At 61.8% G+C, this 12,394-nt stretch carries 11 protein-coding genes; 5 read left to right on the top strand and 6 right to left on the bottom strand.

The window, feature by feature from the left end; all coding sequences use genetic code 11:
• Positions 1 to 20 precede the first annotated feature (20 nt).
• Genes AmiPiv_RS00775 through AmiPiv_RS00755 form a run of 5 tightly spaced genes read left to right on the top strand, consistent with a single transcriptional unit; the run spans position 21 to position 4,371 of the window.
• Complete coding sequence (locus tag AmiPiv_RS00775) at positions 21 to 764, top strand: amino acid ABC transporter permease (protein WP_340035337.1); 744 nt, start codon at positions 21 to 23, stop codon at positions 762 to 764.
• Positions 761 to 1,438 carry an ABC transporter permease subunit gene (locus AmiPiv_RS00770; RefSeq protein WP_340035336.1) on the top strand — a complete coding sequence of 226 codons (678 nt, stop codon included), beginning with the start codon at positions 761 to 763 and terminating at the stop codon, positions 1,436 to 1,438. The genes AmiPiv_RS00775 and AmiPiv_RS00770 overlap by 4 nt, the downstream gene beginning before the upstream one ends.
• 44 nt (positions 1,439 to 1,482) lie before the next feature.
• Complete coding sequence (locus AmiPiv_RS00765) at positions 1,483 to 2,931, top strand: S41 family peptidase (RefSeq protein ID WP_340035335.1); 1,449 nt, start codon at positions 1,483 to 1,485, stop codon at positions 2,929 to 2,931.
• A gap of 1 nt (position 2,932) precedes the next feature.
• Complete coding sequence (locus AmiPiv_RS00760; RefSeq protein ID WP_340035334.1) at positions 2,933 to 3,667, top strand: amino acid ABC transporter ATP-binding protein; 735 nt, start codon at positions 2,933 to 2,935, stop codon at positions 3,665 to 3,667.
• 11 nt (positions 3,668 to 3,678) lie between these two features.
• Positions 3,679 to 4,371: a GntR family transcriptional regulator gene (locus AmiPiv_RS00755; protein WP_340035333.1), complete on the top strand. Its 693-nt coding sequence runs from the start codon at positions 3,679 to 3,681 to the stop codon at positions 4,369 to 4,371.
• Between the two features lie 237 nt (positions 4,372 to 4,608).
• On the opposite strand, the gene AmiPiv_RS00750 is transcribed toward AmiPiv_RS00755, so the two are convergent.
• The 6 genes from AmiPiv_RS00750 to AmiPiv_RS00725 all read right to left on the bottom strand — a co-directional run bounded on the left by AmiPiv_RS00750 (position 4,609) and on the right by AmiPiv_RS00725 (position 12,376).
• On the bottom strand, positions 4,609 to 5,652 hold the full coding sequence (locus tag AmiPiv_RS00750; protein WP_340035332.1) for a phosphotransferase family protein: 1,044 nt from the start codon (positions 5,650 to 5,652) through the stop codon (positions 4,609 to 4,611).
• 8 nt (positions 5,653 to 5,660) lie between these two features.
• Positions 5,661 to 6,878 (bottom strand): acyl-CoA dehydrogenase family protein, encoded by a 1,218-nt coding sequence (locus tag AmiPiv_RS00745; RefSeq protein WP_340035331.1) that lies wholly within the window; start codon positions 6,876 to 6,878, stop codon positions 5,661 to 5,663.
• Between the two features lie 131 nt (positions 6,879 to 7,009).
• Positions 7,010 to 7,855 (bottom strand): fumarylacetoacetate hydrolase family protein, encoded by an 846-nt coding sequence (locus AmiPiv_RS00740; RefSeq protein ID WP_340035330.1) that lies wholly within the window; start codon positions 7,853 to 7,855, stop codon positions 7,010 to 7,012.
• Between the two features lie 19 nt (positions 7,856 to 7,874).
• Positions 7,875 to 10,574 (bottom strand): family 78 glycoside hydrolase catalytic domain, encoded by a 2,700-nt coding sequence (locus AmiPiv_RS00735; protein WP_340035329.1) that lies wholly within the window; start codon positions 10,572 to 10,574, stop codon positions 7,875 to 7,877.
• Positions 10,575 to 10,614: 40 nt separating this feature from the next.
• Positions 10,615 to 11,445, bottom strand: a complete 831-nt coding sequence (locus AmiPiv_RS00730; protein ID WP_340035328.1) for a carbohydrate ABC transporter permease — start codon at positions 11,443 to 11,445, stop codon at positions 10,615 to 10,617.
• Complete coding sequence (locus AmiPiv_RS00725) at positions 11,438 to 12,376, bottom strand: carbohydrate ABC transporter permease (protein ID WP_340035327.1); 939 nt, start codon at positions 12,374 to 12,376, stop codon at positions 11,438 to 11,440. Before AmiPiv_RS00725 ends, AmiPiv_RS00730 begins: the two co-directional genes overlap by 8 nt.
• Positions 12,377 to 12,394 lie beyond the last annotated feature (18 nt).

Here is a 12,394-nt window from a genome sequence, read left to right as displayed (position 1 = left end):
CAGGCGTTTGGAGAGCCGCGATGAACTACAACTGGAACTGGGGCATCTTCTGGGAACCGACGATTACCGGGGAAGGACGATACATTGACTGGCTTCTGTCCGGCCTCGGCTGGACAATTGCCATATCCCTCAGTTCGTGGATCATCGCGCTGTCCATCGGAACCGTGCTTGGGGTCATCCGCACGCTCCCCGGCAGAAGTGTGCGGATGGCAACTGGCGCCTATGTCGAGCTGTTCCGCAACATTCCGCTGCTGGTACAGCTCTTCCTTTGGTACTACGTCGTGCCGCAATTGTTGCCACTCGACTGGCAGTTCTGGCTTAACGGGCTTGATCCCCGGGTCATGCAGGTCGGCTCGGTGGTGCTGTGCCTTGGGCTCTTCACCTCCGCCCGCATATGCGAACAGGTGCGGGCGGGGATCGAGGCGCAACCCGGGGGCCAGAAGAACGCCGCGCTGGCCCTCGGCCTCACCTTGCGGCAAACCTACCAATATGCGCTGCTGCCGATGGCGTTTCGCATCATCATTCCGCCGCTGACGTCGGAATTCCTGAACGTCTTCAAGAATTCCGCGGTGGCGCTGACCATTGGCCTGCTCGAATTGACGGGACAGACGCGGCAGATCAGCGAGTTCAGCGCCCAGATCTTCGAGACCTTCCTGGCCGCGACCAGCATCTACTTCCTGGTGACCTATCTGGTCAGCGTCGCCATGCGCCTGCTCGAAAGGAGCATGCGGGTTCCCGGGTTTGTCGGCGGAGCCCGGTCATGAGCTACGATTTCGACTGGAGCGTCATCGGCATTTCGCTTCCCTTCCTCTGGCAAGGCATGAAGTTCACGCTGTTGCTGCTGCTGTGGTCGCTGGTCGGCGGCATCGTTTGGGGAACATGCCTTGCCCTCATGCGCCTGTCGTCAGTGCGCTGGCTGTCTCTTCTGGCGAGCGTCTATGTAGATGTGTTCCGATCGATTCCGCTGGTTCTCGCGATTTTCTGGTTCTACTTCCTGGTCCCGCTGATCATCCAGGCCTTCACCGGCCGGGCCTCGCCGATCGGGCCCTACTACTCTGCCTTCGTCGCCTATGTGATGTTCGAAGCGGCATATTTCTGCGAGGTCATTCGCGCCGGCATACAGAGCGTACGTTCGGGCCAGATCAACGCGGCGGTCGCCCTTGGCATGACCTACGGCCAAACCATGCGTTACGTGGTGCTGCCGCAGGCGTTCCGAAACATGCTGCCGCTGTTTCTGACCAAGAGCATCATCATCTTCCAGGACACCTCGCTGGTCTACGTGATCAGCCTGAACGATTTCCTCGGCGTGGCGAGCAAGATCGGCCAGCGCGACAGTCGGCTCGTCGAACTCTATCTGTTCGCCGGCGCGGTCTACTTCGTGATCAGCTTCGCCGCATCCCAGCTGGTCAACAGGCATCTCATCCAAAAACGGACATAACTGTCCGCGGCACTGCATTCCCTTGCAATTCAACAGGATAATCCATGGGCAATTTCGAGTTCTTCACCAACAACCACCTGTTCGAAAACAGCTCGTCGGATCGCTTCCTGTCCAATTGGGCTGCAGAAGCGGACCTGACTCAGCTTCGCCAAATCATCGGCGATCGGCACTCTTACGTCGCCTCGGTCGCCTTCCCCTACGAACTCGCGCTTGCTGCCATGGCCAAGCGGCTGCCGCAGAAGGTCTCGATCAACAACCTGGCGCTTCAGATCCACAAGCTGGTCCAACACCTTGGGGATTCGCACGCCATGGTCGTGGATTGGCGGAAGCGCCTGCCCGCAGGCTACAGCCCGGTGGCAATCGGCGTGAAGGGCAATCTGGGCTTCGCCTATCACCCGCAGACGCGCCGGCTGGTCGACACGCGGCACCCCTATGTCAGGGCGATAGACGGCATGCCGCTGCATCGTTGGCTGGAGGCCGCCGGCAATGTCACGAGCGGCCCCTTCGCCTCTCGATCCCAGCGCCTCGCGCGCAGCCTCAGCCTGATACGGTTCGTCGAATACATGCGGCGTGAACTCGGCCTGCCCGGTTCATCGCATGTCGCGCTCGAGCTGACCGATGACGCCGGCCGCTCCGTCTCGACGGTCGAGCTGCCGCTCACCGACCGCCTGGACCAGCCCGACAAGCTGCTTCCGCTCGCCAATGACAGCAAGGTCCTCCCGGGCAATGTCGGTTATCTGCGCATCTATTCGCAAAAGGACAGTGCGCTGGCGGGGCGCATCGACGAGATCATGCGCCAGTTCCAGGCAACCGATGCCCTGATCATCGATGCCCGGCAATGCGGCGGTGGAACGCGCGAAAACCTCGCCGCCTTGTTCCCGTATTTCATGCGGCCCGAAGACGGCGTTTACATCCACAACGTCGCCAGACTGAGGGCAGCGCGCGGCACGCCGGTTGCCGAACTGGTCGACAGGCTAAAGGTCGACGACAAGGCGATGGACTATCGCCTGGATCCCAAGATAGCCGTTGCGGAGCGCCAGGCGCTGGAGGCCTTCCTCGCCGATTTCCGCCCTCAATGGCAACCGCCCGCCGAAGACTTCACGGACTGGTATTTCGGGAAGCTTCGCGCCGTTCCGGGCAAGCCGCACTACGACAGGCCCGTCTATCTGCTGATGGATTGGGGGGTCGGCAGCGCAGGCGACATTTTCGTCTCGACCTTCAAGGGTTGGCGCGGCGTCACGCTCGTCGGGATGCCCAGCAACGGGCGCAGCGGCAACAGCATTCCGTTTCAGCTGGGAAACAGCGGTATCGCCGTCCGCCTGTCCACGATGGCATCATTCCAGAAGACGGGCGAGATGTATGACGGCTATGGAATCGCGCCGGATGTGACCATGGAAGCCGAAATTTCGGACTGGCTGGGCGAAACGGACACCGTGCTCGACCGCGTCCTGAACCTGGCCACCGCGGCCGCACGGGACATGAGGATCGACTGAGATGATCGTCATTCGGGAGGTTTCGAAGTGGTATGGCACGACGCAGGTACTGGACGGTTGCTCCTCGTCCGTGGAGAAGGGCCAGGTCGTGGTGGTTTGCGGCCCGTCAGGCTCCGGGAAATCCACCCTCATAAAATGCGTCAACGGGCTTGAGCCCTTCCAGAAGGGCGAGGTCGTGGTCGACAGCATTTCCGTCAACGCGAAGAATACCGACCTTCCGAAGCTGCGTTCCCGGGTCGGAATGGTGTTTCAGCACTTCGAACTGTTTCCGCACCTGACGGTACTGAAGAACCTGACTCTGGCCCAGATGAAGGTCCTGAAGAGGCGGGAGCCGGATGCGCTCGAGAAGACGCGTCACTATCTCGGCCGGGTTGGGCTGATCGACCACAAGGACAAGTTCCCCGGCGAATTGTCGGGCGGGCAGCAGCAGCGGGTGGCCATTGCCAGGGCGCTGTGCATGGACCCCATCTGCATGCTCTTCGACGAGCCGACCTCGGCGCTGGATCCCGAAATGGTCAACGAGGTGCTCGATGTAATGACCAACCTTGCCCGGGAAGGCATGACGATGATGTGCGTGACCCATGAGATGGGTTTTGCCAAACGCGTGGCCGATCGGGTAATCTTCATGGATCGTGGGCGCATCGTCGACGATTGCGCAAAAGGCGATTTCTTTGGTAGTGCGCCCAAGTGTTCAGAGCGGGCGCAACAGTTTCTTTCCAAGATCATCAATCATTAGGGCACGATAGTATGGAAATTCAACGGACGGCATACTTTCCGAAGATGCGCGCTTCGGGCCGCGCATTGCCGCCCTTTGACCGCCTGGTAGCCTGGATCTGCGCTCCGGAACGGGCCAACGGCGCCGTGGTGACCGAGCAGGAACTGGGCCAATTGGTCGACATCGGACGCACGCCGTTGCGGGAAGTGCTCAATCAGGCCCAGATGATCGGCCTCATCCACCGCGAGCCCAATCGCTCGATAGAGATTCCGGCACTGTCACGCGACGACATGGAGCAGTTGTCGGTCACGCGCGAGCAGCTGGAGGCCCTTATAGCGACCACGGTCACCGAACGTTTCACGGCGAGGAAGATCTCCATAGAAGCGCTGGAACGGATCAATCGGCGAATGCATGCGCTTGCGGAGGCAGGCGATATGGAACTGCTGTTGGAGGGGGGCTTGGAGTTCCACGCCACCATGCGTGATCTGTCCGGCAATGCCGTCGCGTCGCGCCTGCTTGATCAGGTGATGATCGGCCTGGAACGCTACCGCAAGCTGATGACCGAGCGGCACGAGCGCGGCACCGAGATCGTTGCCGAACATGACCTCCTGCTCAACGCCATTCGAGCCGGAGACTCGGCCGGCGCAGCTCAAGCGGCCAGAGACCACATTTCGCACGCGCGCGAGCTCTATGGTTCGATCATGGTGGCTCGCAAGGGCGGCTAGGGATGTTTGATCCCAAGCTTTGATGGGCAATGGGGCATTCTGTCTTCCGACTCCATGGATGCGCTGTGGGCCAGAAGCGGCGAGGACAATCGCCGTCTTGCCCTTACGCCAAGGCGCGTGGTCTGGAATCTCGCCGAGTTGGAGGCGTGGCTCACTGCGCGCAGGGCCGCATCCGTCCAGCCAGCTCCACCAACGCGTCATAGGGCGATCGAGCCAACCGCACGGTCCACTCTGTGTTCAGGGATGCCTCGGCCAGTGCCGCGCACCTTCGATAATCTCGGTTGCGCGCACAGCAAAACGACCAGCCAATTTGCCAACGTCTGCAGCATCGGCCGCGGTCGCATTGCCTGCCCGCGCCCGGTCTGCGATGCCGACGAAGATCACTGCGAAGCGGAACAGCGAAAACACCAGGTGGAAAGGCTCGAGCGCTGCCGTCGGCATGGCATGGTCGTAATAGTGGTCAAGGAAGTCGTGCTGGCTCGGAATGCCGAGCGCCTCGAGGTCAAGGCCAAGGATGCCGCCATATTCATCCGGGGCGGAATGCCAGGTCATTGAGCAGAAGCCGAGATCAGCGAGCGGATGGCCGAGCGTCGACAGCTCCCAGTCGAGGATGCCAATCACCTCGGGCCGTTGAGGATGGAACAGGAGATTGCCGAGTCGGAAATCGCCATGTGCGATCGCGACGCGGCCATCATCCGCCGGCAGGTGCCGCGGCAGCCAGTCGGCCACGGTCTCCAAGGCCGGAATTCGTTCGCTCGGCGACTCCCGGAGCTGCTTCGTCCAGCGTCCGATCTGGCGCTCGAAATAGTTGCCCGGTCGGCCATAGTCGCCGAGCCCGACTTCGTCGGGGCGCACCGCATGGAGCGTGGCCATAGCCTCTGCCATGGCGAGATAGATGCCCCGCCGCTCGTCGCGCGACAGTCCCGGCAGCGAACAATCGTGGAAGACACGGCCCTCAAGCCGCTCCATCAGGTAGAATGGCGTGCCCAGCAGCGCGTCGTCCTCATGGAAGAGCACGGGCCGCGGCACCGGCACGCTGGTCGGCGCAAGGGCCTGCAGCACGCGGAACTCGCGCTCGATAGCATGCGCGCCGCGCAGGATCGGCCCGGCCGGCTTCTTGCGCAGCACCATGTGCTGCGCGCCGAAGTCGACGAAATAAGTCGGGTTGGACTGGCCGCCGCCGATCCTCTCGAGCCGCATCTCACCCCTGCCGAAGCGTTCCACGAGGAATGCCTCCAAGGCCGCCGGATCGAAATCCCTGTTGACCTGCGCCTTGCTCACACTCGCCCTCAAGCTATCGCCTCGCCTTCGACGTTCCAGCGCCAGAACCCCGGGCCTTCCTCATTGAGAAAACGGTTCAGCACCATCTTGTGCACCTCATCGGCGCCATCAACCAGCCGCGCCTGGCGGGCGTAGCGGTAGATCCACTCGAGCACCGTATCCTTGGAATAGCCACGCGCGCCGTTGATCTGGATCGCAACATCTGCGGCGTCATGCAGCACATTGGCGATCTGTACCTTGGCCATCGACACCTCCTTGCGGGCGAAGCCGCCGCGGTCGAGCTCCCAGGCCGCCTTCATCACCAGCATGCGGCCGATCTCGATGCGCATGGCGAGGTCGCCGAGTTTGAGCTGGATGCTCTCGCGGTCGGCCAGACGGACGCCGAAACTATACCGCTCACCTGCATAGGCGCGGGCGATCTCGACACAGCGCTTGGACAAGCCGAGCCAGCGCATGCAATGCGTGAGCCGCGCCGGCCCGAGCCGCACCTGGGTCACCTTCATACCCTTGCCCTCGCCGGCGATCAGGTTCTCGGACGGGATTTCGAGCCCGTCGAATTCGAGCTCGCAGTGGCCGCCGTGTTCTTCCGGCCCCATGATCTCGATGCGGCGCTTGATGGACCATCCGGGTTGGTCCCTATGGAACATCAGTGCCGACAGACCATGCCTGGGATCGTCGGACGTGCGCGCGATCAGGATGAAATGGCTGGCGTCCTCGGCGCCGGTGATGAACCACTTGCGGCCGCTGACGGTGTATTTGTCTCCGTGCCTTTCGGCGCGGGTGGTGATCATCGATGGGTCCGAGCCCCCGCCTGGATGCGGCTCGGTCATGGCGAAAGCCGAACGCACCTTGCCCTCGACGATCGGCTTCAGCCACTTCTCCTTCTGCTCCGGCGTGCCAAGCGCCTCCAGCATCATCATGTTGCCGTCGTCGGGCGCTGCCGAGTTGAACACCACCGGGCCGAAGATCGAGCGGTTCATCTCCTCGTAGCAGACGGCCATGCCCACCTTGCCAAGCCCTTGCCCTCCCGTCTCGGACTTGAGTTGGAGGCACCACAGGCCTTGCGTGCGCGCCTTGGCGCGCAGCTTCTCGAGCAGCGGCAGGGCAATGTTGCCATGCGTGTCATAGGAGCCCCGGTCAGCCTCGAGCGGCAGGATATCGCCTTCGACGAAGTCGGCGATGCGGGCACGATAATCTTCAACGCGGGCGGGTATCGCGAAATCCATTGCGGGCCTCATGGCGGCGAAACAAGCTAACCGTTGTCGATCTGGATCGACAAACCGGCGATCCAGGTGGCGAGACAAGCAGTGCAGCCGACATTCCGCTTTGCGCCTGCCACCCGATGGAACATACCTTGCTACTCGTCCACAGTAACTTCCTGACGCTGGATACCGAGACCCTCGATTCCCAAATCCACGACGTTGCCAGGCTCAAGATAGCGCGGCGGCTTCATGCCCATGCCGACGCCGGGTGGCGTGCCGGTCGAAATGACATCACCGGGCTGCAGCGACATGAACTGGCTGACATAGCTGACGAGCATGGCGACACCGAAGATCATCGTCTCGGTCGAGCCGTTTTGGCGACGCTCGCCATCGACATCCAGCCATAGCTTCAACCGTTGCGGGTCTGGGATTTCATCGCGGGTGACCAGCCACGGGCCGATCGGCCCGAAGGTGTCGCACCCCTTGCCCTTGTCCCATGTGCCGCCGCGACTGATCTGGTAGTCACGCTCCGAGACATCGTTGACGACGCAGTAGCCTGCGACATGCGAAAGCGCATCCGGTTCCGCGATGTATTTTCCAGGCTTTCCTATGACGACCCCAAGCTCGACCTCCCAGTCCGTCTTTGTCGAACCCCTCGGAATACGGATGGGGTCGTTGGGGCCGCAGATCGCGCTGTTGACCTTGACGAACAGGATGGGTTCGGCGGGGACCGGCAGATTGGATTCCGCGGCGTGGTCCGCATAGTTGAGCCCGATGCAAATGAACTTGCCGATGTTGCCCACGCAGGCGCCAAGGCGAGGCTGCCCCGCAACGACAGGCAAACCAGAAATGTCGGCCCGAGCAATGGCCGCTATCGCACCGTCTGCCAATGTTGCCGAGCTGATGTCCTGAACGATCGCGCTCAGGTCGCGCAGCCGGCCATCCTTGTCCAGGATAGCAGGCTTTTCCTTGCCCAGCGGGCCGTATCTGAGAAGCTTCATGCCGTACTCCGAGGTGGGCTCAAGAAGCCCGCAATGCAAACCGGTAGGTGCCCGAGCCAATGTCGAAACGCTTGAGGCCATTTTCCTGCCGCATACCAGGCAGCGTATCGCCCTGCAGGGTCACGTCCGTGACGGTTTCAGGCAACTCGACCGAGGCCGTGCAATTTGCGGGCAGCGTCACGTCCCACAGCACCATGTCGTCCTGATATTCCCACGCACTGGCGATCGCACCCGCGTGGCTGGTGTACGAAGCCCTGCACCATCCAAGCCGGCGGTCAGGCAAGGGGCGTAGCAGCAAGCGGCGTCCCGCCCCCGCTGGTACGATTTCGATGCCGGCAACGCGGGCGTAGAGGAACTCGCCGACTGCTCCGAGCGCATAGTGATTGAGCGAATTCATGTTGACGCTCTGGAATCCGCGCTCCGGAGTCCATCCGTCCCAGCGTTCCCAGATCGTGGTGGCACCATTTTCGATCGAGAAGCCCCAGGACGGGTAGGTCTTTTTCAGAAGCAGGTCGTAGGCGACATCGGCCCGGCCGCACTCTGCAAGCACCAGACATGCCAGCCGGATGCCGTGAATGCCTGTCTGAATATGGCCGTCAGCCACCGAGATCGAATTGAGCAGATGCCCAAGCGCGCTGTCGCGATCGGCCTCGTCGAGCAAGCCAAAACCCAGCGCCATCAGGTAGGCGCACTGGGTATCGCTCTCCAGCCGCCCGTCTTTCTGCAGGAAGGCCTGCCGGAAGGCGCGACGGATGTCGCGATGCATGGCCTTGAAACGGGCTTCATCCTGGCGCCTCCCCAAGATGCCGGCCACGCCGATCATGATTTCCGCCATGTAAGCCCAATAAGCCGTGCCAAAGAGCGGCTTGGACGTCGCCGGACCGAGACACAGCCAATCGCCCCAGTTGCTGAACACGGCGTTGCGGCGGACGTAGTCGGCATTGTTTCGCTCGATTAGATCGAGCCAGCGGACCATGCCATCATGGCACCGATCGAGAACGCCGATGTCTCCATAGCGTTCATACATCCGCCACGGGATGATCACGCCCGCGTCCCCCCAGCCCGGAGCACCGCGCGGCGGATTTGGCGCAAAGCGGGTGTAGACGATCGAGGGCGCCACGTCGGTAAAGGCACCTTCGGCCGTCTGCGCATCACCAATGTCGACCAGCCATTTGTCGAAAAAGGCCGCCGTGTCCATATTGTAGGCGGCGGCATTGAAGAACACCTGGGCATCGCCCAGCCAGCCCATGCGTTCGTCGCGCTGGGGACAGTCGGTGGGCACCGACAGGAAGTTGCCACGCTGCGTCCAGACGATATTGGAGTGCAGTTGGTTGAGCATGTCGTTGCCGCAGGCGAAAGTGCCGGCCACCGGCATGTCGGAATGCACGGCGACGCCAGTCAGCTTGACGGCTTCGGGCCGGGTACCCGATGGAACCGTCAATTCGACATAACGATAGCCGTGGACAGTAAAGCGCGGCTCAAAGACCTGCCTTCCGCCCTTGGAGATATAGGTGTCCGTCGCCAGTGCCCACCGCAGGTTGGCAGTGTACAACTGGCCGTCCGGCTGCAGTGCCTCGCCGTGGCGCATCAGGAAGACTGCGTCCCGCGGCGCCTCGAGCTCAAGCCGCGTGTAGCCGGCAATGTTCTGGCCGAGATCAAAGATCAGCTTGCCGTCGCCGCTCGCGTGCAGGTATTTGGCATGGAACTCGACGGTGCGACGCACGGGAACACCGCGGGTCGCATCGATGAGGGGAGCCTTGGGAAGCGGGCTCGTCTCTTCAGCACCCCACCAGGCCGCGTCGTCGAAATCCGGCCTGTCCCAGCCGGGCTGCTCGAGCCGGGCGTCATATTTCTCGCCCAACAGCAAATCAGAGTAGACGATCGCCTCGTTGGAACACGTCCATGACGCGTCCGTCCCAACGATTTCGATGCTTCCGTCCTCATATTCGATATGAAGCTGGCAAATCAGTGCGGGACGCGATCCGTAGTGGCTGCCCGCACGCTTCTGATCAAGGGCGACGCGGCCGCAGTACCACCCTTCCCCCACGATGGCACCCATTGCGTTCCGCCCCGTGGCGAGCAGACGCGTGACGTCGTAGCTCTGGTACTCGACACGCTTGTGGTAGTCGGTCCAGCCTGGTGCCAGCACCTGATCTCCCACGACCGTTCCGTTGAGATGCAGCTCATAAAGTCCGAGCGCCGTTGCATAGACGGTTGCTCGCTTCACTTTCCGGTCCAGGCTGAATTCCCTGCGATAGTAATCGGCCGGACGGGCCGAGTAGGGATTGTCATAGACTGTGTCCTGCGGCGGGGTGCGCCCACCCGGCGGCACCAGGGATCGCGAGATCCAGTGTGCCGTCCAATCCAACTGCTCCATCAGGCCGGTACGAAACATGGCCGGCGAGGAGAAGCCGGAAACGACGCCCTGCTCATCCCAGGCCTGCACGGTCCAAAACAGCGTTTCGTCGGATCGGAGCCTGCGGCCAGCATAGGCGATGAGCAGGCTTTCGTCCGAGGCAACTCGGCTGCTGTCCCAATGCGAGCCATGCCCGGCTTCAACCTCATTTCTGTCTGAGCCAACCACGATGCGGTAGGCAGTCTGCCGACGGTTGCGGCCAGAGCCCTGCAGAGCCCAGGTAAAGCGGGGCTGGCGGGTATTCAGTCCCTGCGGCTCAAACAGGTGCTCGCAACGGAGATCGATGGGCATCAGCGCGGACATGGCATTTCCTCGTCCTTAGATTATGTAGTCGGGCTTGGCGTCAGGCCTTTAGGCCGCCCGCGAAGCCTTCCATCATTCGACGCTGCAGGAATGCGAACAGCAGCATCACAGGGGCGACGCCGATCAAAAGCGCAGCAAAGACGATGCCCCAGTCCGTGATTTCCTGATCGACGAAAGCGGCCACAGCGACTGGAATCGTCGCCCAGGACGATCCCTGCAGATAGAGCAGCGGTGTCATGAAGTCGTTCCAGATGAACACGCAGTTGAGAATAAGTACGGTGCCGGTAACCGGCCGGACCATCGGGAAAATGACATGCCGGAAAGTCTGGAAGTCCGAGGCGCCATCGATCTTGGCAGCTTCGTCATAGGCACGCGGAATGGCCCGTATGTAGCCGGTGTACAGGAATATCGTAAACGGCAGCTGATAGCCGGCATAGAACAGGATCAGGCTGAGCGGCGATCCCAGCAGGCCGAGATCGCGCATCATCTGGTAGAGAGGCAATAGCCCGAGCTGGAAGGGCAGGATCATCGCCAGCAAGAAGAAAACATAAAGCGTGTTGCCCAACCCCTGTCGGCACCTCGCCAGGAAGTATCCCGCAAGCGATCCGACCGCAGTAAGCACGATTAGGCTGGCGATGACGACCGTGATGCTCGATATCAGAGCATCGCCCAGATAGGCATCACTCCAGGCGCGCTGGAAATTGGCCAGCGTTGGGTCGAGCGGCAGGCTCAGCGGATCGCGGCTCCAGGTCGAACGCTCCTTGAGGGCGATCGTCACAAGCAGATAGACCGGGAAGATGAAGCAGATGGAGGCAAGGACCATTGCCGCTTCCAGCGCGAACGTGCGCGAAGTGTAACGGCGACTAGCCATGGACGATTTCCCTCTTGCGGAGCACACTCATGACCGGCAGTACGATCAGCGCCACAATCAGCGAGAAGGTCATCGCTACCGCCGCGCCGTAGCTGAACTCTCCGAACTGGAAGCTGATGCGGTAGATCATGGTCGACAGCGTCTCGGTGGCGTATCCCGGGCCGCCACGCGTCAACGCATAGATCTGGTCGAAGAACCGCAGGCCCTGGATCAGCGCGATGACGACGCAGACGGTGACCGAGGGCGCAAGCATCGGCAGCGTCACATACCACAGCCGCTGGAGCGGATTGGCGCCGTCGAGCGCCGCCGCTTCGTTAAGCTCTGGCGGCACGGCCTGGAGGCCGGCGAGAAAGATCACCATCGACAGACCCACGGACTGCCACGACGTGACCACGATGACGCTGATGAGGGCCAGCGTCGGGTCTCCGAGCCATCGCATGCTCTCCAATCCAACCAGGTTCAGCAGCATGTTCAGGGGCCCCTGGTTGGAGAAGATGTACTTCCACATGTAGGAGACGATGATGGGGGTCAGCACCACGGGCATGAAGAAGACAATGCGCAGATAGTTGCGCGACTTCAGATTGCCGTCCACGGCCAGCGCAAGCAGCAAGCCGAAGGTGACTTTGACCAACACCAGCGCCGCCGCGATGAGCAGCGTCGTGCCGATCGCCGATCTGACCTGCACATCGTCGAACATGCGCCGGAAGTTGGCGAGGCCGACATAATTGACGGTGCGGCTGAGCCCATCCCAATCGGTGAACGCGTAGTTCACGCCACGCAGGATCGGCAGGAAGATCACGACAAGATAGATGACGAGCGCGGGCAGGATGAACAGGTAGCCGACCTTGCCCCAGTCGAGGAAGCGTCGCCATGGTGAACGCCCTCCTCCACTACGAGCCGCTGTCACGTAGTTGGTCTCGATGATTTCCATGACCGCTCCGCCAGACTT

It is taken from the genome of Aminobacter sp. Piv2-1, from assembly GCF_037625995.1.
Classification (GTDB): domain Bacteria; phylum Pseudomonadota; class Alphaproteobacteria; order Rhizobiales; family Rhizobiaceae; genus Aminobacter.
The sequence above is the reverse complement of the archived record's forward strand: the minus strand, read 5'-3'. Positions and strand labels throughout refer to the sequence as shown.

Excerpts from the sequence above, each read along its gene's own strand:
- AmiPiv_RS00775 (WP_340035337.1), top strand. The coding sequence starts at position 21 with ATGAACTACAACTGGAACTGGGGCATCTTCTGGGAACCGACGATTACC.
- AmiPiv_RS00770 (WP_340035336.1), top strand. The coding sequence starts at position 761 with ATGAGCTACGATTTCGACTGGAGCGTCATCGGCATTTCGCTTCCCTTC.
- AmiPiv_RS00765 (WP_340035335.1), top strand. The coding sequence starts at position 1,483 with ATGGGCAATTTCGAGTTCTTCACCAACAACCACCTGTTCGAAAACAGC.
- AmiPiv_RS00760 (WP_340035334.1), top strand. The coding sequence starts at position 2,933 with ATGATCGTCATTCGGGAGGTTTCGAAGTGGTATGGCACGACGCAGGTA.
- AmiPiv_RS00755 (WP_340035333.1), top strand. The coding sequence starts at position 3,679 with ATGGAAATTCAACGGACGGCATACTTTCCGAAGATGCGCGCTTCGGGC.
- AmiPiv_RS00745 (WP_340035331.1), bottom strand. The coding sequence starts at position 6,878 with ATGGATTTCGCGATACCCGCCCGCGTTGAAGATTATCGTGCCCGCATC.
- AmiPiv_RS00740 (WP_340035330.1), bottom strand. The coding sequence starts at position 7,855 with ATGAAGCTTCTCAGATACGGCCCGCTGGGCAAGGAAAAGCCTGCTATC.
- AmiPiv_RS00735 (WP_340035329.1), bottom strand. The coding sequence starts at position 10,574 with ATGTCCGCGCTGATGCCCATCGATCTCCGTTGCGAGCACCTGTTTGAG.
- AmiPiv_RS00730 (WP_340035328.1), bottom strand. The coding sequence starts at position 11,445 with ATGGCTAGTCGCCGTTACACTTCGCGCACGTTCGCGCTGGAAGCGGCA.
- AmiPiv_RS00725 (WP_340035327.1), bottom strand. The coding sequence starts at position 12,376 with ATGGAAATCATCGAGACCAACTACGTGACAGCGGCTCGTAGTGGAGGA.